The sequence below is a fragment of the Planococcus chinensis genome (genome assembly GCF_042681545.1).
Classification (GTDB): domain Bacteria; phylum Bacillota; class Bacilli; order Bacillales_A; family Planococcaceae; genus Planococcus; species Planococcus chinensis.
The window spans coordinates 714,776-738,138 of record NZ_JBHUFW010000004.1; the positions used below are offsets into that span (position 1 = coordinate 714,776).

The 23,363-nt window shown below is 51.1% G+C and carries 24 protein-coding genes; all 24 read left to right on the plus strand.

The window, feature by feature from the left end; all coding sequences use genetic code 11:
• The first annotated feature begins 6 nt into the window (after nt 1-6).
• The 24 genes from fapR (at nt 7) to xerC (ending at nt 23,348) form a co-directional block, all read left to right on the plus strand.
• Nucleotides 7-591: a transcription factor FapR gene (fapR, locus tag ACFSDB_RS05835; RefSeq protein WP_204892524.1), complete on the plus strand. Its 585-nt coding sequence runs from the start codon at nt 7-9 to the stop codon at nt 589-591.
• Nucleotides 588-1,583, plus strand: a complete 996-nt coding sequence (gene plsX, locus ACFSDB_RS05840) for a phosphate acyltransferase PlsX (protein ID WP_204892523.1) — start codon at nt 588-590, stop codon at nt 1,581-1,583. The genes fapR and plsX overlap by 4 nt, the downstream gene beginning before the upstream one ends.
• A complete protein-coding gene (fabD, locus tag ACFSDB_RS05845; RefSeq protein WP_204892522.1) occupies nt 1,576-2,511 on the plus strand; it encodes an ACP S-malonyltransferase in 936 nt (311 codons plus the stop codon). The genes plsX and fabD overlap by 8 nt, the downstream gene beginning before the upstream one ends.
• Entirely contained in the window at nt 2,508-3,254 is a 747-nt protein-coding gene (gene fabG / locus ACFSDB_RS05850) for a 3-oxoacyl-[acyl-carrier-protein] reductase (RefSeq protein WP_204892521.1), read from the plus strand. Before fabD ends, fabG begins: the two co-directional genes overlap by 4 nt.
• Before the next feature lie 40 nt (nt 3,255-3,294).
• Entirely contained in the window at nt 3,295-3,531 is a 237-nt protein-coding gene (locus ACFSDB_RS05855) for an acyl carrier protein (protein WP_204892520.1), read from the plus strand.
• Between the two features lie 126 nt (nt 3,532-3,657).
• On the plus strand, nt 3,658-4,413 hold the full coding sequence (rnc, locus tag ACFSDB_RS05860; protein WP_204892519.1) for a ribonuclease III: 756 nt from the start codon (nt 3,658-3,660) through the stop codon (nt 4,411-4,413).
• A gap of 3 nt (nt 4,414-4,416) precedes the next feature.
• Nucleotides 4,417-7,965, plus strand: a complete 3,549-nt coding sequence (gene smc, locus ACFSDB_RS05865) for a chromosome segregation protein SMC (RefSeq protein ID WP_204892518.1) — start codon at nt 4,417-4,419, stop codon at nt 7,963-7,965.
• Between the two features lie 15 nt (nt 7,966-7,980).
• Nucleotides 7,981-8,997: a signal recognition particle-docking protein FtsY gene (gene ftsY, locus ACFSDB_RS05870; RefSeq protein ID WP_204892517.1), complete on the plus strand. Its 1,017-nt coding sequence runs from the start codon at nt 7,981-7,983 to the stop codon at nt 8,995-8,997.
• 67 nt (nt 8,998-9,064) lie between these two features.
• On the plus strand, nt 9,065-9,388 hold the full coding sequence (locus tag ACFSDB_RS05875) for a putative DNA-binding protein (RefSeq protein WP_204892700.1): 324 nt from the start codon (nt 9,065-9,067) through the stop codon (nt 9,386-9,388).
• A gap of 12 nt (nt 9,389-9,400) precedes the next feature.
• Nucleotides 9,401-10,756, plus strand: coding sequence for a signal recognition particle protein (gene ffh, locus ACFSDB_RS05880; RefSeq protein ID WP_204892516.1), 1,356 nt, complete (start codon nt 9,401-9,403; stop codon nt 10,754-10,756).
• Between the two features lie 92 nt (nt 10,757-10,848).
• Nucleotides 10,849-11,121 carry a 30S ribosomal protein S16 gene (gene rpsP, locus ACFSDB_RS05885; RefSeq protein WP_204892515.1) on the plus strand — a complete coding sequence of 91 codons (273 nt, stop codon included), beginning with the start codon at nt 10,849-10,851 and terminating at the stop codon, nt 11,119-11,121.
• 13 nt (nt 11,122-11,134) lie between these two features.
• Entirely contained in the window at nt 11,135-11,368 is a 234-nt protein-coding gene (locus ACFSDB_RS05890) for a KH domain-containing protein (protein ID WP_204892514.1), read from the plus strand.
• A gap of 71 nt (nt 11,369-11,439) precedes the next feature.
• Entirely contained in the window at nt 11,440-11,958 is a 519-nt protein-coding gene (gene rimM / locus ACFSDB_RS05895; RefSeq protein ID WP_204892513.1) for a ribosome maturation factor RimM, read from the plus strand.
• Nucleotides 11,955-12,674: a tRNA (guanosine(37)-N1)-methyltransferase TrmD gene (trmD, locus tag ACFSDB_RS05900; protein WP_204892512.1), complete on the plus strand. Its 720-nt coding sequence runs from the start codon at nt 11,955-11,957 to the stop codon at nt 12,672-12,674. The genes rimM and trmD overlap by 4 nt, the downstream gene beginning before the upstream one ends.
• A gap of 141 nt (nt 12,675-12,815) precedes the next feature.
• Nucleotides 12,816-13,160, plus strand: coding sequence for a 50S ribosomal protein L19 (gene rplS, locus ACFSDB_RS05905; protein WP_204892511.1), 345 nt, complete (start codon nt 12,816-12,818; stop codon nt 13,158-13,160).
• 226 nt (nt 13,161-13,386) lie between these two features.
• Nucleotides 13,387-13,944 (plus strand): signal peptidase I, encoded by a 558-nt coding sequence (gene lepB, locus ACFSDB_RS05910; protein ID WP_204892510.1) that lies wholly within the window; start codon nt 13,387-13,389, stop codon nt 13,942-13,944.
• An 11-nt stretch (nt 13,945-13,955) separates the two neighbouring features.
• A complete protein-coding gene (gene ylqF, locus ACFSDB_RS05915) occupies nt 13,956-14,822 on the plus strand; it encodes a ribosome biogenesis GTPase YlqF (RefSeq protein ID WP_204892509.1) in 867 nt (288 codons plus the stop codon).
• A 104-nt stretch (nt 14,823-14,926) separates the two neighbouring features.
• Nucleotides 14,927-15,709, plus strand: a complete 783-nt coding sequence (locus ACFSDB_RS05920; protein WP_204892508.1) for a ribonuclease HII — start codon at nt 14,927-14,929, stop codon at nt 15,707-15,709.
• Between the two features lie 128 nt (nt 15,710-15,837).
• A complete protein-coding gene (sucC, locus tag ACFSDB_RS05925; RefSeq protein WP_204892507.1) occupies nt 15,838-16,998 on the plus strand; it encodes an ADP-forming succinate--CoA ligase subunit beta in 1,161 nt (386 codons plus the stop codon).
• Nucleotides 16,999-17,015: 17 nt separating this feature from the next.
• Nucleotides 17,016-17,918, plus strand: coding sequence for a succinate--CoA ligase subunit alpha (gene sucD, locus ACFSDB_RS05930; protein ID WP_204892506.1), 903 nt, complete (start codon nt 17,016-17,018; stop codon nt 17,916-17,918).
• A gap of 65 nt (nt 17,919-17,983) precedes the next feature.
• Complete coding sequence (gene dprA / locus ACFSDB_RS05935) at nt 17,984-18,877, plus strand: DNA-processing protein DprA (RefSeq protein ID WP_204892505.1); 894 nt, start codon at nt 17,984-17,986, stop codon at nt 18,875-18,877.
• Nucleotides 18,878-18,982: 105 nt separating this feature from the next.
• On the plus strand, nt 18,983-21,052 hold the full coding sequence (gene topA / locus ACFSDB_RS05940) for a type I DNA topoisomerase (protein WP_204892504.1): 2,070 nt from the start codon (nt 18,983-18,985) through the stop codon (nt 21,050-21,052).
• Nucleotides 21,053-21,071: 19 nt separating this feature from the next.
• Nucleotides 21,072-22,382 carry an FADH(2)-oxidizing methylenetetrahydrofolate--tRNA-(uracil(54)-C(5))-methyltransferase TrmFO gene (gene trmFO / locus ACFSDB_RS05945; protein ID WP_204892503.1) on the plus strand — a complete coding sequence of 437 codons (1,311 nt, stop codon included), beginning with the start codon at nt 21,072-21,074 and terminating at the stop codon, nt 22,380-22,382.
• Between the two features lie 72 nt (nt 22,383-22,454).
• The gene (gene xerC / locus ACFSDB_RS05950) at nt 22,455-23,348 is read left to right on the plus strand and encodes a tyrosine recombinase XerC (RefSeq protein ID WP_204892502.1); all 894 of its coding nucleotides are present in this window, start codon (nt 22,455-22,457) and stop codon (nt 23,346-23,348) included.
• Nucleotides 23,349-23,363: the final 15 nt, after the last annotated feature.

Here is a 23,363-nt window from a genome sequence, read left to right on the forward strand (position 1 = left end):
GACAAAGTGAAAAAGACCAAAAAAGAGCGACAGCAAGCGCTGACAGCTTCCATCAATGCGAATCCATTCGTGACGGACGAGGAACTTTCGGCCAATTTCGGCGTCAGTGTTCAGACGATCCGGCTGGACCGGATGGAATTGGCGATCCCCGAGCTGCGGGAGCGCATCAAGCATGTCGCTGTCAAAACATTCGAGGATGAAGTCAAATCATTGCCGATTGACGAAGTGATCGGCGAAATTATCGATATTGAGCTGGATGAAAAAGCGATTTCCATATTCGATGTAAAGCCGGAGCATGTGTTCCAGCGCAATCAGATCGCCAGAGGCCATCATTTATTTGCCCAGGCAAATTCCCTTGCTGTGGCCGTGATGAACGACGAACTGGCATTGACCGTGAAATCGGAGCTGCAGTTTCTGCGGCCGGTCAGAGCGGGGCAGCGGGTGGTGGCGAAAGCGCAAGTGATCGAACGGCAGCCCGAAAAGAACCGGGCATTTGTAAAAGTGGTGTCGTCTGTCGATCAGGCGACTGTATTTATTGGGACATTTGAAATGTACCGAATGACGGAACGAAGCGAAGGTGACGGGAAATGATTATTGCAGTAGACGGAATGGGCGGAGACAACGCCCCAAAAGAGATCATTGAAGGCGTCTACAAAGCTTTAGGCGAATTCAGCGATCTGCAGATTCAATTATATGGCCATCAGGAACGGATGAAGCCGTTTTTGAAAAACCATGACCGCTTGGAGGTCATCCATTGCGAGGAAGTGATCGAAGCGGAAGACGACCCGGTGCGCGCGGTGCGCCGGAAAAAAGATTCTTCGATGGTCCAGATGGCGCAAGCGGTCAAAGAAGGGCGCGCTGATGCCTGTGTGTCTGCCGGGAATACCGGTGCGTTGATGTCGGCCGGATTGTTTGTTGTCGGCCGGATCGAAGGCGTGGACCGTCCGGCGCTGGCCCCGACGCTGCCGACAATCGACGGCAAAGGGTTTGTCATGCTGGACATGGGGGCGAACGCCGAAGCCCGGCCGGAGCATCTGGTCCAGTACGCCGTCATGGGCAGCATCTATGCGGAAAAAGTACGCGGCATCCAAAACCCGACCGTCGGCTTGCTGAACATTGGAACGGAAGAGAAAAAGGGCAACGAATTGACCAAAGCAGCGTTTCCGCTGCTGAAGGAAGCGCCGATCAATTTCATCGGCAACGTGGAATCGCGCGATCTGCTGAATGGCGCTGCGGATGTCGTCGTAACGGACGGCTTTACCGGCAATATGGTGCTCAAGACAATTGAAGGCACCGCAATGAACGTGTTTGCCATGATCAAAGATGTTTTCAATAAATCAGCGAAGACAAAAATGGCCGCATTATTGGTGAAAGATGATATGCGCGGCCTGAAAGGCATGCTTGACTACAGCGAATACGGCGGTGCCGGATTGTTTGGACTAAAAGCGCCGGTTATCAAAGCGCACGGTTCGTCAAATGCCAATGCATTGTTCAACGCCGTCCGCCAGGCGCGGACAATGGTGGAGCACGATGTGACAGGAACGATATACAGCACGCTGAAAAAGGAGAACCCTCATGACTAAAATTGCATTTATCTATCCAGGACAAGGATCGCAGACGGTCGGCATGGGCGAAAGCTTTCTTGCCGACGACCGGAGCCGCCGGTTCTTTGAAGAAGCCGACGAAGTGCTGGGCGTCAACCTTTCGGAAATGATGCTCCACGGCCCACAGGAAAACTTGACGCTTACATACCACGCACAGCCAGCGCTTTTGACAGTGAGCGCAATGATCACTGAAAGGCTGAACCGGGCGGGCATTTCCCCCGATTATACAGCCGGCCATAGCCTGGGTGAATACAGCGCGCTTGTGGCGTCCGGTGTCCTGCCATTTGAAACGGCCGTGGGCATCGTCCACAAACGCGGTTTGTTCATGAACGAAGCAGTGCCGGCCGGAGAAGGCGCCATGGCGGCGATTCTCGGCATGGACAGCGAAGAACTGGAAAAAATCACGAACAAAGTGACCGACACGAACGGCGTTGTCCAACTGGCGAATTTAAACTGTCCAGGGCAGATCGTCATTTCCGGCACCAAAGAAGGCGTTGCCAAGGCATGCGCTGTGGCGAAAGAACAAGGCGCCAAACGGGCGATTCCGCTTGACGTCAGCGGGCCCTTCCACTCGGAGTTGATGCGGCCGGCTTCCCAGTCGCTTTCCAAAGTGCTGAGCGAAGCGTTTCTTGAAGACGCAATTATTCCGGTCGTGACAAACGTGACGGCGAAAAGCGAAACCCATGCCTCGCAATTCCAGGAGCTTTTGGTGCGCCAACTGTATTCGCCGGTCCTGTGGGAGCAGTCGGTACGGGAAATGATCGATTTAGGGGTGACGGTCTTTGTCGAAGTCGGGCCAGGAAAAGTGCTGAGCGGGCTGGTCAAGAAAATTGACCGTTCCGTTCTGACTTTGCCGGTATACGATGTGGAAACTTTTGAAAAAGCGGTAGAGGAGCTGGCGAAATGACGGACTTAACAGGAAAGACAGCCATAATCACCGGGGCCTCGCGCGGAATCGGTGCAGAAATCGCCCGTAAATTGGCAGCTGCCGGCGCGAAGGTAGTCGTGAATTACAGCGGCAGCCAGGAAAAAGCGGAAGCGGTTGTAGAGGAAATCAAAGCGGGCGGCGGCGAAGCCATTGCGGTCAAGGCCAATGTTTCAGATGCCGAAGCGGTGAAGGCGCTTGTCGATGAGGCCATGCAGGCATTCGGATCGGTCGACATTCTGGTCAACAATGCGGGAATCACCCGCGATAACCTGATGATGCGCATGAAAGACGACGAGTGGGATGATGTCATCAACACCAACCTGAAAGGCGTCTTTATCTGCACGAAAGCCGTGACCCGCCAAATGATGAAACAGCGAGCAGGCCGGATCATCAACATCGCTTCCATCGTCGGTGTTATGGGCAATGCAGGGCAGGCCAATTACGTGGCGGCGAAAGCGGGCGTCATCGGTCTTACAAAAACGACGGCGCGCGAACTGGCAAGCCGGAATATCACAGCAAACGCGGTGGCGCCTGGATTTATCACGACGGATATGACAGACAAGCTGGGCGAGGACATCCAGAAGACGATGCTATCGCAAATCCCGCTTGGCCGTTTCGGCAAACCGGAAGAAGTGGCGAAAGCGGTGCTGTTTTTGGCATCGGACGATTCGTCCTATATGACTGGCCAGACGCTGCATCTTGACGGCGGCATGGTCATGTAAGAAAAAATTCTGTATACTGATTTGAGGGGAGGTGACGGCATTGTCAACAGTATTAGAGCGCGTAACAAAAGTAATCGTGGATCGTCTTGGTGTGGAAGAAAGCGAAGTTAAGCTAGAAGCTTCATTCACAGGCGACCTTGGTGCAGATTCATTGGACGTAGTTGAATTGGTCATGGAACTTGAAGACGAATTCGACATGGAAATTTCTGACGAAGACGCAGAAGGTATGTCAACAGTAGGCGACGCAGTATCGTATATCGAGAAAAAACAAGCGTAATAGACCGAGTGTAACTTGGCGTCCGCCGGCTTTGCAAGAAGCTGGTGGGCGCCAATTCATTTTTTGCACAAACCCATAAAACAAGGTAAAATCAAAGGCAGAACGTTATAGGAAGGCAGATAAAAAATGGCAATGAAAAGAAAACCCCATACACAAAAACCCGGAGCGATCAAAGAAAGCGCCCGTGCAGCTTTCGACGAGCTCCAAAGAACCTTGAACATCCAATTTGAGCAGCCGGCATTGCTTTACCAGGCGTTTACCCATTCGTCCTATGTGAACGAACACCGCAGACGCCACTACCTGGACAATGAACGCCTTGAATTTTTAGGAGACGCTGTTCTGGAACTGTCTGTCTCTCACTTTTTGTATGCAAAATATCCGGAGATGAGCGAAGGGAAACTGACAAAACTGCGCGCAGCCATCGTCTGCGAACCATCCTTGGTGACGTTTGCCAATGAGCTCAATCTCGGGAACTACATCCTGCTTGGAAAAGGTGAGGAACAGACAGGCGGCCGGACAAGGCCCGCACTTTTAGCTGACGTGTTCGAGTCGCTGATCGGCGCATTATACCTCGATCAAGGGCTTGAAGCCGTAGTCGCATTTCTGGAAACCGTTTTGTTCCCGAAAGTCGAAGTCGGGGCTTTTTCGAATGTGATGGATTATAAGAGCCAGCTGCAAGAACTGGTCCAACAGAAAAACAGCGGCGCCTTGACATACGAGATCATCGAAGAAAAAGGGCCTGCACATAGCCGGGTATTTGTCACACGGGTGTCCCTCGCTGAGCAGGAGCTCGGCGTCGGGAACGGCCGCTCGAAAAAAGAAGCGGAGCAGCAGGCCGCTCAGTTGGCAATCCGCAAATTGCAGGAAGCAATGGAGGATTAAGTGATGTATTTAAAACGTTTAGAAGTCATGGGATTCAAATCGTTCGCCGACCGGATCGGCATCGATTTCGTTCCGGGCGTGACCGCAGTGGTCGGGCCGAACGGCAGCGGCAAGAGCAACGTAACCGATGCCATCCGCTGGGTTCTCGGTGAACAATCGGCAAAATCGCTGCGCGGGGCAAAGATGGAAGACGTCATTTTTGCCGGCAGCGATTCCCGAAAGCCGTTGAATTTTGCAGAAGTCACTCTGATCCTGGATAATACGGACGGCCAAGTCCCTCTCGATTACAGCGAAATCAGCGTAACGCGGAGGGTTTTTCGCAGTGGTGAAAGCGCGTATTTGCTGAACAAGCAAAATTGCCGGCTGAAGGACATCACCGATCTGTTCATGGACTCCGGCCTTGGCAAGGAGGCCTTCTCGATCATTTCCCAAGGGCGTGTCGATGAAATCCTCAACAGCAAAGCCGAAGAGCGCCGCTCGATTTTTGAAGAAGCCGCGGGTGTGCTGAAATACAAGCAGCGGAAGCGGAAAGCGGAATCGAAGTTGAACGAAACCGATGAGAACTTGAACCGCGTGCTCGATATCCTCCACGAACTGGACGGGCGCATGGAACCGCTGCAGATCCAGGCATCGGCAGCCAGGGATTTCTTGGACATGAACGAGCAGCTGAAAGATGCGGATATCGCACTTTTGGCGCACGACATTTCGCAGCTTCAGCAGGAATTGGAAGGGCTGGAGAGCGAAGCGAAGGCGCATGCCGGTAAAGAGCGGCAGCTCGCCGTCGAAATTGAAGAAAAAGAAGCGGCTGTATCAGGTATCCGTAAATCCTTGAAAGTCCTCGACAGCAGGATTGACCATTCGCAGAATGCGCTGGTTGTGGCGAGCGGGGAAAGCGAGAAATGGGAAGGCCGCAAGCTGCTGATGTCTGAGAAGAAAAACAATGCCCACCGGCAGGCGCAGCAGCTTTCAGGGAATCTTGAAGCGGAAAAGCTGGAGAATGCCGCGCTTGCGAAAAAACACAGTGAGCACCTGGCTCTCCTCGAAGCGCGCAAAGCGGAGCAGCAGGCCATACGCCGGACGCTCAAAGGGTTGGAAGACCAATTGAACCGAACGCCTGCAGACATCGACCAGGATATAGAAGAACATAAATCCGCCTATTTCGATTTGATGAACGAACAGGCAACTGTGAAAAATGAATTGAAGAATATTGAGCTGCAGGAAAAGCAGTTATCAGATTCAAGCAGCCGCATAGCGCTCCAAGAAGCGGATTTTTCTTCTGAACTGGAGAAGCTCCAAAAAGAGAAGCAGGCAGCGGAAGCGAAACATAAGGATATCCAGCATTTGCTTGAAGAAAAGCGTGCGCAGTATAAAACGGCAGAAGCGGCTTTTCTATCGGCAAAACAGGCTTTCGATAAGAAGCAGGCAATGCTTTTCCAGGCCTATCAGTCCCAGAAGCAATTGGGTTCGCGCATCGATACGCTCCAGGAGCTGGAAGCGGACTTCTCCGGATTTTTCCAAGGCGTCCGGGAAGTGCTCGTCGCCCGGGACAAAGGCCAGCTTGGCGGCATTGTCGGAGCGGTTGCGGAAATCGTCCAAGTGGATCAGGATTACGCAAAAGCGATTGAGACTGCACTAGGGGGCGCAAGCCAGCACATCGTCACCGAAGGGGAACAGCATGCCCGGGAAGCGATCGAATTCCTGCGGAAAAAACGCGCGGGCCGTTCGACCTTCCTGCCCATGACCGTCATGAAATCACGGAAGCTGGCTTCCGGCAGCATCGCGTCGATCCAACAGCATCCGTCTTTTGTCAAAATGGCCTATGAATTGGTCGGCTTTGATAAAGCGTACAGCATGATTGTCGAGAATTTATTGGGCAATGTCATCATCGCCACAGATCTGAAAGGGGCATCCGCCATCGCTAAAATGACCATGAACCGCTACCGGGTCGTGACGCTTGAAGGCGATGTGGTGAATGCCGGCGGCTCGATGACCGGAGGCGCCAACAAATCCCAGGCGTCGTTCTTCACGCGCAAAGCGGAATTGGAAGGTTTGGTCGCCCAGCTGAAGGAACTCGACAGCACTGTGCAGGGGGCGGAAAAGACGATCCGGAAAGAACAATCGGAAGTCAATGCGTTGGAACAGCAGCTCAACAATTTGCGGTCAGAAGGCGAAAAGTACCGCGACCTTGAATCGGAACGCGCCATGATTTTGCGGGAAGTGGAAGCGGTCTTCAAAACGACCAAAGAGCGCTATCGCCTTTTCCAGGCGGAACAGAGCAGCCGGACGATCGATTTGACGGCAGTATCCGAAAAGCGGGATTCCGCAACGGTGCGCCTGGCCCAGATCAGCGGGGAACTCTCGTCCATCTCACAGCAAATTGATGAATTGACGCAGCTCAAGCAGCAAAGCGACACGGCGCGTGACAGCGTCATCAGCAAATTAGCGGACCAGAAGTCGATGTATGCCGTCATGAAGGAACGGGTGGCGCAGCTGACCGAAAGCGAAGCCGAGCTCCTCGAACGCAAGCTGAAGAGTGACCAGAAACTGGAAGCGATACAGAAAGAACTGGATTGGATCCAATCGGAAGAAGCGGCAAAAGTGTACTCCGATGAAGAAATCCTGGCAGAGATCGAAAAATGGAGCGGCCAGAAAATAGCGGAACAAGGGACAATCGAAACGCTGAAGTCCGAACGGACCGCGAAGCAGGAAGAGCTCAATGTGCTCGAAGAGCAGCTGAAAGAGACCCAGCGGATCTACAAAGGGTACGTCGAAGCCATCCGCATCTGCGAAGTCAAAGCGACCCGCATCGATGTACAGATCCAGGGGTACCTCGCGCAGCTCGAGAACAACTACCAATTGTCGTTCGATGAAGCCCAGCGCTTCAACTTGCAGGACGAGGAAAGTGCTGTCAGGCGCAAAGTGAAGCTGCTGAAGCAGTCGATCGAGGAATTGGGGCCGGTCAATATCGGGGCCATCGAAGAATTCGAGCATGTCTCCGAACGCCACAGCTTCCTGACCGAACAGCGGAACGACTTGAACGAAGCCAAAGAAACCTTGCGCACCGTCATCCGTGAAATGGATGAAGAAATGACAAGCCGGTTCGATGAGACATTCCACGCCATCCGCGGCCATTTTCAGCGGGTGTTCAAGGAGCTGTTCGGAGGCGGCTCAGCGGATCTTGTATTGACGAATCCCGATGATATGCTGCTGACGGGCGTCGAGATCATTGCACAGCCCCCGGGCAAGAAACTGCAGACATTGAGCCTGTTGTCCGGCGGGGAACGTGCGCTCACGGCCATCGCGCTGTTGTTCGCCATCCTCAATATCCGCCCAGTGCCGTTTTGCGTACTGGATGAAGTTGAGGCGGCGCTTGATGAATCGAATGTCGTCAGGTACAGCCAGTATTTGAAGAAATTCAGCGCGGACACACAATTCATCGTCATCACGCACCGCAAAGGCACAATGGAAGGCGCGGATGTGCTGTATGGCATTACGATGCAGGAATCAGGCATCTCGAAGCTGGTATCTGTTAAACTGCAGGAACAAACTTAACCGAGGAGTGAAGGAATGAGTTTCTTTAAAAAGCTGAAAGATAAATTTGCCGGCAATGCCGAAGCTGAAGAGTCGACAGAGAAGTACAAAGAAGGGCTCGAAAAGACCCGCACCGGCTTTACATCAAAAATCAACGACCTGGTCGCAAAATACCGCAAAGTCGATGAAGATTTCTTCGAAGAACTTGAAGAAATCCTTCTCCAGGCGGATGTCGGATTCGAAACCGTGATGGAATTGATGGATGAATTGCGCTATGAAGTGCAGCGCAAAAATGTAAAAGACACCTCATCGGTGCAATCGGTCATCTCTGAGAAACTGGTGGAAATCTACGAAGCCGGCGAAGAAGAAACGACCGGGCTGAACCTGGACAACGAGTTGTCCGTCATTCTTTTTGTCGGCGTCAACGGCGTCGGCAAGACGACCAGCATTGCGAAACTTGCCCACCGTCTGAAAGGCGAAGGAAAGACGGTGCTGCTGGCTGCAGGCGATACGTTCCGCGCAGGGGCAATTGAACAATTGGACGTCTGGGGCAAACGCGTCGGTGTGGATGTCATCAAGCAAAGCGAAGGGTCCGACCCGGCAGCGGTCATGTACGATGCGGTCCGCGCGGCCAAATCGCGCGGTGTCGATGTCCTGATCTGTGATACAGCAGGGCGGCTTCAGAACAAAGTGAACCTGATGAAAGAGCTGGAAAAAGTCCATCGCGTCATTGCACGCGAGATTCCGGGTGCGCCGCATGAAGTGCTCCTCGCACTGGACGCCACAACCGGCCAGAACGCGCTCATCCAAGCGGAAATGTTCAAAGAAGTGACGGATGTGACGGGCATTGTCCTGACGAAGCTGGACGGCACCGCAAAAGGCGGTATCGTGCTGGCCATCCGCAGCAAATTGAAGATTCCGGTGAAATTTGTCGGGCTCGGCGAGCAAATGGACGACCTGCAGCCGTTCGATCCGCAAAAATACGTGTATGGCCTGTTTGCTGAAGGGCTGGACCGCGAAGAAGCGATGGAATCGGCTGAGGGAGACAAGTAAAATTACTTGACGCTTGAAACGGTTTTCAGTATCGTAGATAGAAGAGCAAACGAGGTGAACTGCAATGATGGGGCTGGAAAAAACGACACGCATGAACTACCTGTTTGATTTCTATCAGGAATTGCTGACGCCTAAACAGCGCAGTTATATGGAGCTTTATTATCTGGACGACCACTCCCTCGGGGAAATCGCGGAAGCCTATGATATTACGCGGCAAGCGGTGTATGACAACATCCGCCGGACCGAGGCGATGCTTGAAGAATACGAGCATAAGCTGCAATTGTTCGAGAAGTTCCAGAAACGCCAACAGCTCGTAAAAGAGTTCGAAAAACATCCATTTACAGACGAACGGGTAGGGGAATTCCTCACCCAGCTGAAAGAATGGGATTAGGAGGCGAAAGCAATGGCATTTGAAGGATTAGCTGACCGCCTGCAAGGCACTGTCCAAAAGATCAAAGGCAAAGGGAAAGTGTCAGAGGCAGACGTCAAAGAAATGATGCGCGAAGTCCGTTTTGCCTTGATCGAAGCGGACGTCAATTTAAAAGTTGTAAAAGAATTCGTGAAGAAAGTCAGCGAACGTGCCATCGGCATCGATGTTATGGAAAGTTTGACGCCGGGCCAGCAGGTCGTGAAAATCGTTAAAGACGAATTGACCCAATTGATGGGCGGTGAACAAAGCAAAATCGTATTCTCGACCAAACAGCCGACTGTCATCATGATGGTTGGACTGCAAGGGGCCGGTAAAACGACCACTACAGGGAAACTCGCGAGCCAGCTGCGCAAGAAGAACAACCGCAAACCGCTTTTGGTTGCGGCGGACGTTTACCGCCCGGCCGCTATTCAGCAGCTTGAGACGATCGGCAAGCAATTGTCGCTTCCTGTCTTCTCAAAAGGCACGGACGTCTCGCCGGTGGAAATTGCCCGCCAAGCGATTGAATATGCCAAAGAACAGCATTTGGACACCGTCATCATCGATACAGCAGGCCGCCTGCATGTCGACGAAGCGCTGATGCAGGAGCTGAAAGACATCCGTGCGCTTAAAGAGCCGGATGAAATTTTCCTGGTTGTCGATGCCATGACCGGACAAGACGCGGTCAACGTCGCACAGAACTTCGATGCGGCGATCGGCATCACCGGCGTCGTGCTGACGAAACTCGATGGCGACACGCGCGGTGGTGCGGCGCTGTCAATCCGTTCCGTCACCCAGAAACCGATCAAATTTGTCGGGATGGGCGAGAAGCTGGACGCGCTTGAACCGTTCTATCCGGAGCGCATGGCGTCCCGCATCCTCGGCATGGGCGATATGCTGTCGCTGATCGAAAAAGCGCAATCGAACGTCGATGAAGAAAAAGCGCGGGAATTGGAAGAGAAATTCCGGACTTCTTCTTTCACATTCGACGATTTCCTTGACCAGATGAACCAAGTCAAGCAGATGGGGCCGCTCGATGAGATTTTGAAAATGCTTCCGGGCGCCAATAAAATCAAAGGCCTGGAAAATGCCAAGGTCGACGAGAGCCAGATGGGGCGTGTAGAAGCGATCATCCGCTCGATGACGACTCAGGAGAAAACGACGCCGGAGATCATCAACTCCAACCGCCGCAAGCGGATCGCAAAAGGATCCGGTACGACGATCCAGGACGTCAACCGCCTGCTCAAGCAGTTCGAGGACATGAAAAAGATGATGAAACAGATGTCCGGCATGACCCAAAAAGGCAAGAAGAAGATGTCGATGCCTGGTTTGGACTCGCTTTTCAAATAAAATTTTAGGTGTTAAGAAAAAATACTTTACAAACTATTTAAAGCTTGCTAATATAATATCTTGTGTGAAACTATTCGGAGGTGCTTTAAGAAATGGCAGTAAAAATTCGCTTGAAACGTATGGGAGCTAAAAAGTCTCCTTTTTACCGTATCGTAGTTGCTGATTCACGTGCTCCACGTGACGGCCGTCAAATCCAGACAGTAGGTACTTATAACCCGCTGACAGTTCCAGCTGAAGTTAAAATCAACGAAGAATTGGCGTTGAAATGGCTTCATGATGGCGCAAAACCATCTGACACTGTCCGCAACTTGTTTTCTAAAAACGGCATTATGGAAAAATTCCATAACGAAAAATTAAGCAAGTAAGGGAGACTTTCTTATGAAGCAGCTGATTGAAGACATTGTGAAACCATTGGTTGATCATCCGGATGATGTACGCGTCGAAACCGACGAAAATGCAAGCCGTATTGTCTACAAGCTTTCTGTGAATCAAGACGATACAGGGAAAGTGATTGGTAAGCAAGGACGGGTGGCGAAAGCGATCCGCTCCATCGTGTACTCAGCAGCAGGCAATTATCATAAGAAAAAAACTTACGTCGATATTGTGGATTAGCAAAAAAGGGAGGAGCCTAGGTTCCTTCCTTTTTTGTCAATCTGGATTGAATTTGCAAAGGAGTTTAGCGCATGGAATGGTTTAATGTAGGAAAAATCGTGAACACTCACGGAATCCGCGGAGAAGTCCGGGTGCTGTCCCGTACAGACTTTCCGGATGAACGTTTTGCGGTCGGCACAAAGCTTGGGCTGTTCAAGCCGGATGCGAAAAAACCGATCATGGTGACCATCGCAAGCCACCGGCAGCATAAGAATTTCGAGCTGGTGACCTTCGAAGGCTATCCGAACATCAACGATGTCGTCGAGTTCAAAGACTCGTATTTGCGCATTGCCGAACACGATCTGACGGAACTTGAAGATCATGCCTTTTATCACCATGAAATCATTGGCTGTACCGTCTACTCGGAAGAGGGGCGTGAAATCGGGAAGGTCAGCGACATTTTGGAGACCGGCGCGAACGATGTCTGGGAAGTGACCCCGAAAACCGGGAAAAAGCATTACATCCCTTACATTGAAGACGTCGTCAAAGAAATCGATGTCGATGAAAAGAAAATCACCATCGAAGTGATGGAAGGTTTGTTAAACGAATGAATATAAATGTTCTGTCGTTATTCCCGCCGATGTTCGAGGGCGTCTTCAGCCAATCGATTATGAAAAAAGCGCAAGACAAAGGGGCCGTAAAACTCAGCGTAGTGGATATCCGCGAATTCGCCGACAACAAACGGCAAGTCGACGACTATCCGTTCGGAGGCGGAGCGGGAATGGTCCTGAAGCCGGAGCCGATTTTCAATGCAGTTGAATCCTTGGCTGAAGTCAAAAACCCGCGCGTGATCCTGATGTGCCCGCAGGGCGAACGCTTTACGCAGAAGAAAGCGGAAGAGCTTGCAAAAGAAGAAGAGCTCATCTTCATCTGCGGCCATTACGAAGGCTATGACGAGCGGATCCGGGAGCATTTGGTGACCGATGAAATCTCAATCGGGGATTTTGTGCTGACCGGAGGAGAACTGGCAGCCATGACGGTCATTGACAGCGTCGTCAGGCTGCTTCCGGGAGTGCTGGGCAATGCTGATTCCCCTGTACGCGATTCCTTCTCTACGGGGCTTCTGGAGCATCCTCAGTATACCCGCCCGGCCAATTTCCGCGGATGGACAGTGCCGGAAGTGCTGACTTCCGGAAACCACGGGAAAGTGGACCATTGGCGCGAAGAGCAAGCGCTGAAGCGCACGCTCGAACGCCGTCCGGATCTGCTGGAGGAAATCGAACTGACGCCATCGCAGCAAAAGATTTTAGACGGCTTGAAAAAATAAAATGATATACGGAATGCCCCTTGCACAACCTGCGGTTTAGTGATACTATGGAGTCTGTACTTTTATGTGAAGTACAGGATCACGGTGTTCCGCTGCAGCAGCAATTGTGTGCAAGAGCATCTGTAGAAGGAGAGAAAAAACATGCAAAACATTATTGCAGACATTACTAAAGAACAACTTCGTACGGATCTTCCAGATTTCCGTCCGGGAGACACTGTTCGTGTACACGTGAAGGTTGTCGAGGGAACTCGCGAACGGATCCAGGTATACGAAGGAGTCGTAATCGGCCGCCGTGGGGGCGGGATCAGTGAATCATTCACTGTCCGCAAAATCTCTTATGGTGTTGGCGTTGAGCGTACATTCCCTGTACACACGCCGAAAATTGCACAGCTTGAAGTTACTCGCCGTGGTAAAGTACGTCGTGCGAAATTGTACTACTTGCGCAACCTACGCGGTAAAGCAGCTCGCATCAAAGAAATTCGATAAGATTGCACTAGTGGAAGAGGGCGAATGCGCCCTCTTTCTTTTTTGTGCCGACAAGTCCGGCGGCGGGCTTCCCGAGGCCGAAGCGGTCCGGGGGCGAAAGGCTATGAACACCGTTCGGCCAAGCCTTCAGGGGGTTGCCGGGCGATGCGCGGCCGCCGTCGCTTTTCTTTGCTAAAAGTGTATAATCCTTGTACAATTAAACCAGAAAGTTTAGGGAGGAACGCGCATGGAACGTGAAGCAAAGAAAAAGAATGAAGTCTGGGAATGGTCTAAAGCGCTGTTGATCGCTTTCGGGCTTGCTGCGATAATCCGGGTATTCTTTTTCACGCCAATAGTTGTCGACGGAGAATCTATGATGCCGACATTGGAACACGGAGACCGGATGATCGTCAATAAAATCGGCTATTCAGTCGGAGAGCCGGACCGGTTCGATATCATCGTTTTCCATGCACCTGAAGAAAAAGATTATATTAAACGTGTGATCGGGTTGCCTGGCGACCATGTCGCTTATGAAAATGACCAGCTTTATATCAACGGGGAAGCGGTGGAAGAACCGTATCTCGATACTTATAAACAGGGCATTACCGGAACGCTGACAGAAGATTTTACGTTGGAGGATATTACGAACCAGAGCACCATCCCGGAAGGATATGTATTCGTGATGGGTGATAACCGCAGACAGAGCAAGGACAGCCGGCATATCGGAATCGTGCCGATAGAGGAAGTCATCGGCAGTACGAGTTTCATATTCTGGCCGATGGAAGAAGCCGGCGTCGTTAACTAAGGAGTGTTTTTATGACGATTCAATGGTTTCCAGGGCATATGGCCAAAGCAAGAAGAGAAGTGACGGAAAAGCTCAAATTGGTGGATATCATTTTTGAACTGGTCGATGCCCGGTTGCCTTTATCTTCGCGCAATCCCATGATTGATCAAGTCATCAATCAGAAGCCGCGCTTGATCATCTTGAACAAGATGGACATGGCAGATGAAACTGAAACAAAAAAATGGATCCGCTATTTTGAAGAGCAGGGCACACGTGCCGTCGCCATCAATTCCCTTGAAGGAAAAGGGCTGCAGGCGGTCACGAAAGCGTCCAAGGAAATCCTCGAAGAAAAATGGAACCGCATGATTGCCAAAGGCATCAAACCGCGTGCGATCCGGGCGATGATCGTCGGCATACCGAATGTCGGGAAATCGACGCTGATCAACCGCCTGTCGAAAAAAAGCCTGGCGAAGACCGGAAACATGCCGGGCGTTACAAAAGCCCAGCAATGGATCAAAGTCGGCAAGGAAATCGAACTTCTGGATACGCCCGGCATTCTTTGGCCGAAGTTCGAAGACCCGGAAATCGGCTTCAAATTGGCCGTTACCGGCGCCATAAAAGATTCGGTCATCCAGATGCAGGAACTGGCGATTTATGCGCTGAAGTTTCTGGAACAGCGCTACCCGGAGCGGTTGAAAGAGCGCTATGGCATCGACGCTGTGGATGAAGAGATCGTTAAGACCTTCGACCATATCGGCAAAAAGCGGAGCTTTGTTTCGCCGGGCGGTGAAGTCGACTATGAAATGACCGCTGAAGCGATTGTCCGCGACATCCGCAATCAGTATCTCGGACGAGTGACATTCGATTACCGCGACGAAATGATCGTTGATGAGGAATAACATACAGGGCTGAACCCAAGCAATTGGGCTCGGCCTTTTTTGGTTTCCCGGCTGCTGCATCCGATTGGACGCATCCGGAGATTAGGAAAAGGAGCGTGACCGAAATGAAAACAACCGCAGAAATCAAAGAAATGCTGGCGTCGGCAGAAGACTGGCAGCCGTGGATGGAAGCCGTCGAGGCGGACCCGCGCAAAAGCGTACAGGCGCTAGTGGCCAGCTGGCGGAGGAAAAAAGAACAGCAGCAAAAATTGCTTCTTGATCTCGAAACGAAATTGGCGTTCGACCGATCCTTCAAAGAAGAGGCCGGCGACTTGGTCTGTGGCATCGACGAAGCGGGGAGAGGGCCGCTTGCCGGGCCGGTCGTCACCGCAGCGGTCATCCTGCCGGAAGATTGCAGCCGCTTGGCCGGACTGGATGATTCGAAAAAGCTCTCGAAAACGAAGCGGGAAGAGTTGGCAGAACTCATCAAGGAGCTGGCGGTAAGCTACGCAGTACATATCCAACCCCCTGAAAAGATTGACGAACTGAACATCTACCAGGCGACAAAGCGATCGATGGTGGAAGCGGCTGCCCGGCTCCAGCCGACGCCTGCAGTCATTCTGGCGGATGCCATGATGCTTGAAGGCGGCGTGCGGTGTGAGTCGATCATCAAAGGAGATGCCAAGAGCCTATGCATCGCCGCCGCTTCGATTCTCGCCAAAACAGGGAGGGATGCCCTCATGGATGCATACGCGGAAGAATATCCAGTATACGGATTTGACCGGCATTCAGGCTACGGGACGAAAGACCATGTCGAAGCGCTGAGGCTGCATGGACCTTGCCCGATCCACCGGAAAACGTTCGAACCGGTGAAGTCGATATTAGAAGCGGAACATTCGCTGCCTTAGGCCTGAGATATTGGAATATTTCAAGTTTTTTGGAGTATAGCCGACAACTGTGGACATTTTATGGCAACTTTAATACAATGGTAAAGGCAATAAAATTACGATACAGATGTTTGATTGGAGGACGAAAGATGAATATCCATGAATATCAGGGGAAACAGATCCTAAAACAATATGGAGTAGCAGTTCCTGAAGGCTATGTCGCTTTTTCACCAGAAGAAGCAGTCAAAGCCGCTAAAGAACTTGGTACTGATGTTGTTGTGGTGAAAGCCCAGATCCACGCAGGTGGCCGCGGTAAAGCAGGCGGCGTCAAACTTGCCAAGAATTTGGATGAAGTGCGCGCTTACGCGAAAGAGCTTCTTGGAAAAGTGCTCGTAACGCACCAGACAGGTCCTGAAGGCAAAGAAGTCAAACGCCTGTACATCGAAGCAGGAAGCAACATCGAAAAAGAGTACTACCTTGGTCTAGTTCTTGACCGCGAAACTTCACGTGTAACTCTTATGGGTTCTGAAGAAGGCGGAATGGACATCGAGGAAGTAGCAGCAAACAACCCGGAGCGCCTCTTCTACGAAGAAATCGACCCGGTTGTCGGCTTGACTGGCTTCCAGGCACGCCGCATGGCATTCAAAATGAACATTCCGGCAAAACTTGTCAACAAAGCTGCTAAGCTGATGCTTGGCCTTTACCAGGCTTACATTGATAAAGATGCCGCAATCGTTGAGATCAACCCTCTAGTAGTTACAGGAGACGGACAAGTTGTAGCATTGGATGCGAAATTCAACTTTGACGCAAACGCATTAGGCCGTCACCAGGACATCATGGAAATGCGCGACTACGACGAAGAAGATCCAAAAGAAATCGAAGCTTCCAAGTATGACTTGAGCTACATTTCTTTAGACGGGAACATCGGCTGTATGGTTAACGGCGCCGGGCTTGCTATGGCAACAATGGACACGATCAACTACTACGGCGGAACACCCGCTAACTTCCTTGACGTTGGGGGCGGTGCGACCGCTGAAAAAGTAACGGAAGCTTTCAAGATCATTCTTTCAGATAAGAATGTAAAAGGGATCTTCGTTAACATTTTCGGCGGAATCATGAAGTGTGACATCATTGCTGAAGGCGTAATCCAAGCTGCCAAAGAAGTCAGCTTGAGCGTACCTCTAGTCGTTCGTCTAGAAGGAACAAACGTTGAACTAGGCAAAAAACTGCTGAACGAATCAGGTCTTGATATCGTCGCTGCCGGCACAATGGCAGAAGGCGCTAAAAAGATCGTAGAACTTGTAGGCTAAGAAGGGCAGGGACAAAAATGAGCGTATATATTAATAAAGACACGAAAGTGCTTGTGCAAGGGATTACAGGGTCAACTGCCCTTTTCCACACAAAGCAAATGCTTGAATACGGAACTAAAATCGTTGCCGGAGTAACTCCAGGCAAAGGTGGCACGGAAGTAGAAGGCGTACCTGTTTTCAATACAGTTGAAGACGCTGTTAAAGCTACAGGAGCAAACGTTTCTGTAATTTATGTACCGGCTCCTTTTGCTGCTGATGCAATTCTAGAAGCGGTTGAATCTGACTTGGATATGGCGATCTGCATCACGGAACACATCCCGGTATTGGATATGGTCAAAGTGAAGCGCTATATGGAAGGCAAGAAAACCCGCCTAGTCGGACCGAACTGCCCAGGCGTCATCACGCCGGAAGAATGCAAAATCGGCATCATGCCTGGCTACATCCACAAAAAAGGGCACGTTGGCGTTGTTTCACGCTCAGGTACTTTGACGTATGAAGCGACTCACCAATTGTCTCAAGAAGGCATCGGCCAGTCGACTGCTGTCGGTATCGGTGGAGATCCGGTCAACGGAACAAACTTCATCGATGTTTTGAAAGCATTCAACGAGGACGAAGATACTTACGCGGTTGTCATGATCGGCGAAATCGGCGGCACAGCTGAAGAAGATGCTGCTGCTTGGGTCAAAGAAAATATGACAAAACCGGTTGTCGGCTTTATCGGCGGGCAAACGGCTCCAGAAGGAAAACGCATGGGCCACGCTGGTGCGATCATTTCCGGAGGTAAAGGTACGGCTGCAGACAAGATCAAAGCAATGAACGAAGCTGGCATCCAGGTTGCAGAAACGCCATCAGTAATCGGTGAAACTTTAATCCGTGTCATCAAAGAAAATGGCTTGTACGACCGCTGCAAAACACATTAATATAAGAGTAAGGCGCATCTTGCTGATGCGCCTTCTTTTTATCCCAAAAAACAAGGAGGAATAAGATGAACGAAGATTTTTTGCAGCGCCTGTACGCACTTCATTACGTCTACCCCAAACCGCTTAACCGCTTAAAGAGATTGATGACGGATGATCCCGAACTGATCGCTCTCGGCAAGAAGAGCTCCGCTGAACTGGCATTTATCCTTCAGATCGGCCAAGAGCAAGCCGGAAAGTTGAAATCGGCTTACCAAGAAGCACTGCGGATTCCGTTTCGGGACATCTACGCCAAACATAAGATAACCCCCGTATCTTATCTGCATCCTTATTACCCCGAATCTTTGATGGAACTGGCCGATCCCCCAGCCGTGCTTTACGCGAAAGGCCGTGCCGACTTGCTTCTTTTCCCTCGGAAGCTGGCAGTGATCGGCTCGCGCAAAGCCACTCCCTATTCCCGTACAGCCATGAATGCCATATTGCCGGAACTTATCGACGAAAGGTTCCTGATCGTCAGCGGGTTGGCGAAAGGCGCCGATGCGATGGCCCATGAAACTGCCATCAAACTCGGCGGCGAAACCATTGCGGTTTGCGGCAGCGGCTTTTTGCATCCCTACCCGAAAGAAAATGCCAGACTGCATAATATAATAGAAGAAAAATTTTTATCGATTACGGAATATCCGCCTTATATGCAACCGGCGCGTTGGAATTTCCCAATGCGCAACCGGATCATCAGCGGATTGTCCCAAGGCGTACTCGTGACGGAAGCACGGCCGAAAAGCGGGACGCTGAGCACGATCGAGCACGCCCTCGACCATGGAAAAGATGTTTTTGCAGTGCCGGGCGACATCCGGTCCCCGCTGTCGGAAGGGCCCCATAAATTGATTCTGGAAGGCGCGAAACCGGTCTGGAAAGGCAGCCAAATTACAGAGGAATACAGGCAATTGACGGCTGAAAAATAATGGCTTAAAACGAAAAGCCTTGCAATCCGGTAAAAACTGTTATACATTTTGCATCAGGTAATTCTTTTAGCTAATTTTAAGAAACCTCTATGAGGAGGAAAAAGTATGGCGGATTTTTTGGTGATTGTTGAATCGCCGGCAAAGGCGAAAACAATTGAACGGTATTTAGGGAAAAAGTATAAAGTCCGCGCGTCATTGGGACATTTGCGCGATTTGCCCCGAAGCCAAATGGGAGTAGACGTAGAGAACAACTACGAACCCCGGTATATCACGATCAGAGGCAAAGGCCCGATTTTACAGGATTTGAAAAAAGAAGCAAAAAAAGCGAAGAAAGTCTTTCTGGCGGCTGACCCGGATCGCGAAGGGGAAGCAATTGCATGGCACTTGGCTCATGCCCTTGGCGTGGATCAGGATTCAGACTGCCGGGTGGTTTTCAATGAAATTACGAAAGATGCCATTAAGGAATCATTCAAACACCCGAGAAAAATCGATATGGACCTTGTGGATGCACAGCAGGCACGCCGCATCCTCGACCGGCTGGTCGGTTACAGCATCAGCCCGCTTCTTTGGAAAAAGGTGAAAAAAGGCTTGTCGGCTGGACGCGTCCAGTCGGTAGCCCTGCGCTTGATCATCGACCGGGAAAACGAAATCAAGGACTTCGAACCGGAAGAATACTGGTCCATCACGGGCGAATTTGAAAAAGCGAAAAAGAAATTCGAAGCCCAGTATTACGGCACAGCAGACGAAAAAGCGAAACTGCAGAATGAAGAAGACGTGAAAGCCGTCATGGCCACCATGAAAGGCGACGACTTCACAGTCAACCGCGTTGTCAAAAAGGAAAGAAAGAGAAATCCTTCCCCTTCTTTTACAACTTCATCCCTCCAGCAGGAGGCTGCCCGCAAACTGAACTTCCGTGCGAAAAAGACCATGATGCTGGCACAGCAGCTTTACGAAGGTATATCCGTCGGGAAAGAAGGCATCACCGGTTTGATCACGTATATGCGTACGGATTCAACGCGTATTTCGGATACGGCGAAAAGAGATGCCCTTGACTTTATTACGCAGAATTACGGAGACGACTATGTCACGAAAACGACTGCGGCCAAACAATCCGCAAAATCGCAGGACGCCCACGAAGCGGTGCGACCGACAAGCGTGATGCGGACGCCGGAATCGCTCAAGAGCATCCTGTCCCGCGACCTTTACCGCTTGTATAAATTGATATGGGACCGTTTTGTGGCAAGCCAGATGTCGCCTGCTATTCTTGATACGGTGATGGCTGAACTGCAAAACGGCGAAGCGGTGTTCCGGGCGAATGGGTCCCAAGTGAAATTCCCGGGCTTCATGAAGCTTTATATTGAAGGAACTGATGACCAGAAAGACGAAAAAGACAATATTTTGCCTGAGATGGCAGAAGGTGATATTGTAAAAGCTGTCGGCATCGAGCCGAAACAGCATTTCACGCAGCCGCCTCCGCGCTATACTGAGGCGCGCCTGGTCCGCACGCTTGAAGAGCTCGGCATAGGCCGTCCGTCGACATATGCTCCGACATTGGACACGATCCAAAAACGCGGCTATGTAGCGCTTGATGCGAAACGGTTTATCCCGACTGAACTGGGCGAAATTGTGCATGCGCTGGTCCTTGAATTTTTCCCGGATATTCTGAACATCGAATTTACGGCCAAGATGGAGCATGACCTCGACAGCGTCGAAGACGGCGAAATCGAGTGGAGAAACATCATTGATGCGTTCTTCAAAGATTTTGAAAAAAATCTTGAAGTGGCCGAGAACGAAATGGAAAAAGTGCAGATCAAGGACGAGCCTGCAGGGGAAGATTGCGAACTTTGCGGATCCCCGATGGTCTTCAAGCTGGGGCGCTACGGCAAATTCATGGCCTGCAGCAATTTCCCGGATTGCCGGAATACGAAAGCGATCGTCAAGCACATCGGCGTTACTTGCCCGACATGCAAAAAAGGCGAGATCGTCGAGCGGAAGAGCAAAAAACGCCGTGTCTTCTACGGCTGCGACCGCTACCCGGAATGCGAATTCGTTTCATGGGACAAGCCGATTGAACGGCCGTGCCCGAAATGCAGCGAATTGCTCGTAGAGAAAAAAGTGAAAAAAGGCGTGCAGATTACGTGTACGAAATGCGACTATAAAGAAGAAGTTCAATAATTGATAGAGGTGTTTGAGAATGGAAAAGTATGTAAATATAATCGGGGCTGGCCTCGCAGGCAGCGAAGCGGCTTGGCAAGTAGCAAAACGCGGCATCAATGTCCGTCTTTACGAAATGCGTCCGGTGAAGCAGACGCCAGCACACCATACGGATAAATTTGCGGAATTGGTATGCAGCAACTCGCTCCGCGCAAATTCATTGACAAATGCAGTAGGCGTCATCAAAGAAGAAATGCGCCAGCTCGACTCCGTCATCATCGAGTCGGCAGACAAGGCATCTGTCCCTGCAGGCGGTGCATTGGCAGTTGACCGCCACGAATTTGCCGGCATGGTGACCGATAAAGTCCGGAACCATCCGCTGGTTGAAGTGATCAACGAAGAAGTCACGGAAATTCCTGAAGGCATCACAATCATCGCGACCGGGCCGTTGACCTCTCCGGCATTAGCTGAAAAAATCCGGGACTTGACCGGCCAGGACTATCTGTACTTCTACGATGCGGCAGCGCCGATCGTTGAAAAAGACAGCATCGATATGGACAAGGTCTACTTGAAATCCCGCTACGACAAAGGGGAAGCGGCTTACTTGAACTGCCCGATGACTGAAGAGGAGTTCAAACGCTTCCACACAGCGCTCGTCGAAGCGGAAGTGGTGCCGTTGAAGGAATTCGAAAAAGAGATTTATTTCGAAGGCTGCATGCCCGTTGAAGTGATGGCGGCGAGAGGCGAGAAAACGCTGACGTTCGGCCCGATGAAACCGGTTGGACTGGAAGACCCGAAAACAGGCAAGCGCCCGTATGCAGTCGTCCAGCTTCGCCAGGATGACGCAGCCGGCACGCTTTACAACATCGTCGGCTTCCAGACGCATTTAAAATGGGGACCTCAGAAAGAAGTCTTGAAACTGATTCCGGGCCTTGAGAATGTGGAAATCGTTCGCTACGGCGTGATGCACCGCAACACATTCATCAATTCGCCGAAAGTGCTCCAGCCGACATACCAGCTGCGGGCCAACCCGACGATTTTCTTTGCCGGGCAAATGACCGGTGTCGAAGGCTATGTGGAGTCGGCAGGAAGCGGCTTGCTTGCCGGCATCAATGCCGCCCGCCTGGCGCAAGGGGAAGAGTTGATCGTCATGCCGGCTGAAACGGCATTGGGCAGCATGGCGCGCTATATCACAGAAGCGGACAGCAAGAACTTCCAGCCGATGAACGTCAACTTCGGACTGTTCCCCGACCTCGGGGAACGCATCAAGTCCAAGCAGGAACGCGCAGAAAAACATGCAGACCGGGCGTTGAAAGCTATTCACAATTTTATGAATACCGTAACTGTTTAATTGATAAAAGCCTCTGAATGTTGTTATAATTTAGAGGCTTTTGTATTTGCGGAAAAGGTGGGCTCACGAGATATGGATAAACACGGAATGCTGAAATCTTACATGGCCTACATCCAACTTGAAAAAAATTATTCCGAACACACCGTCCACCACTATGAGAAAGACTTGGAGGATTTTTTTCTGTTTATGGAACAGGAAGGAATCGGTGAATTGCAGGAAGTGGAATACCTGCACGCGAGAAATTATGTGACGAAGCTTTATGAAACGAAGCTGTCACGCACCACCATATCCCGGAAAATTTCATCCATCCGTTCCTTTTTCCGGTATGGCAGCCGCGAGTTCGGGCTGAGTGAAGCGGCTTTCCGGTCGCTCTACCATCCGAAAAAAGAAGAACGGCTGCCCCAGTTCTTCTACGAAGAAGAGATGGAAGTGCTGTTCAAATCGGTCCAGGGTGAGGATAAACTGTCCAAACGGAACACCGCGCTGCTGGAATTGCTTTATGCGACCGGCATGCGGGTCAATGAATGCGTGTCGATCCGGATGCAGGATCTAGACCGGACCATGCACATTGTCAAAGTCATGGGGAAAGGGCGCAAAGAACGCTATATTCCGTATGGCGGGTTTGCTCATGATGCTTTGGAACATTACATCGAAGAAGTGCGTCCTAAGCTGATGAAGAAGCAGGACCACCAAAGCTTGTTCGTCAACAATCGCGGCGAACCGGTAACGGACCGCGGCATCCGCCATATATTGAACGAATGCATGAAAAAAGCGTCCGCCAATTCGGCGATCTATCCCCATATGATCCGCCACACATTCGCAACGCATTTATTGAACAACGGGGCGGACATGCGGACGGTCCAGGAACTCCTGGGCCATTCACATCTGAGTTCTACCCAAGTCTATACCCATGTTACAAAAGAGCATTTACGGAAGACCTATTTGAATTCACATCCAAGAGCTTAGAGAGGGGATATCCAA

Bases quoted from the DNA above. Each gene is read 5' to 3' on its own strand.
- rplS (WP_204892511.1), top strand. From the start codon at position 12,816: ATGCAAAACATTATTGCAGACATTACTAAAGAACAACTTCGTACGGAT.
- ACFSDB_RS05920 (WP_204892508.1), top strand. From the start codon at position 14,927: ATGAAAACAACCGCAGAAATCAAAGAAATGCTGGCGTCGGCAGAAGAC.
- rnc (WP_204892519.1), top strand. From the start codon at position 3,658: ATGGCAATGAAAAGAAAACCCCATACACAAAAACCCGGAGCGATCAAA.
- dprA (WP_204892505.1), top strand. From the start codon at position 17,984: ATGAACGAAGATTTTTTGCAGCGCCTGTACGCACTTCATTACGTCTAC.
- rimM (WP_204892513.1), top strand. From the start codon at position 11,440: ATGGAATGGTTTAATGTAGGAAAAATCGTGAACACTCACGGAATCCGC.
- ftsY (WP_204892517.1), top strand. From the start codon at position 7,981: ATGAGTTTCTTTAAAAAGCTGAAAGATAAATTTGCCGGCAATGCCGAA.
- trmFO (WP_204892503.1), top strand. From the start codon at position 21,072: ATGGAAAAGTATGTAAATATAATCGGGGCTGGCCTCGCAGGCAGCGAA.
- ACFSDB_RS05875 (WP_204892700.1), top strand. From the start codon at position 9,065: ATGGGGCTGGAAAAAACGACACGCATGAACTACCTGTTTGATTTCTAT.
- sucC (WP_204892507.1), top strand. From the start codon at position 15,838: ATGAATATCCATGAATATCAGGGGAAACAGATCCTAAAACAATATGGA.
- fabG (WP_204892521.1), top strand. From the start codon at position 2,508: ATGACGGACTTAACAGGAAAGACAGCCATAATCACCGGGGCCTCGCGC.
- topA (WP_204892504.1), top strand. From the start codon at position 18,983: ATGGCGGATTTTTTGGTGATTGTTGAATCGCCGGCAAAGGCGAAAACA.
- sucD (WP_204892506.1), top strand. From the start codon at position 17,016: ATGAGCGTATATATTAATAAAGACACGAAAGTGCTTGTGCAAGGGATT.
- trmD (WP_204892512.1), top strand. From the start codon at position 11,955: ATGAATATAAATGTTCTGTCGTTATTCCCGCCGATGTTCGAGGGCGTC.
- fabD (WP_204892522.1), top strand. From the start codon at position 1,576: ATGACTAAAATTGCATTTATCTATCCAGGACAAGGATCGCAGACGGTC.
- plsX (WP_204892523.1), top strand. From the start codon at position 588: ATGATTATTGCAGTAGACGGAATGGGCGGAGACAACGCCCCAAAAGAG.
- lepB (WP_204892510.1), top strand. From the start codon at position 13,387: ATGGAACGTGAAGCAAAGAAAAAGAATGAAGTCTGGGAATGGTCTAAA.
- ffh (WP_204892516.1), top strand. From the start codon at position 9,401: ATGGCATTTGAAGGATTAGCTGACCGCCTGCAAGGCACTGTCCAAAAG.
- ACFSDB_RS05890 (WP_204892514.1), top strand. From the start codon at position 11,135: ATGAAGCAGCTGATTGAAGACATTGTGAAACCATTGGTTGATCATCCG.
- smc (WP_204892518.1), top strand. From the start codon at position 4,417: ATGTATTTAAAACGTTTAGAAGTCATGGGATTCAAATCGTTCGCCGAC.
- rpsP (WP_204892515.1), top strand. From the start codon at position 10,849: ATGGCAGTAAAAATTCGCTTGAAACGTATGGGAGCTAAAAAGTCTCCT.
- ylqF (WP_204892509.1), top strand. From the start codon at position 13,956: ATGACGATTCAATGGTTTCCAGGGCATATGGCCAAAGCAAGAAGAGAA.
- xerC (WP_204892502.1), top strand. From the start codon at position 22,455: ATGGATAAACACGGAATGCTGAAATCTTACATGGCCTACATCCAACTT.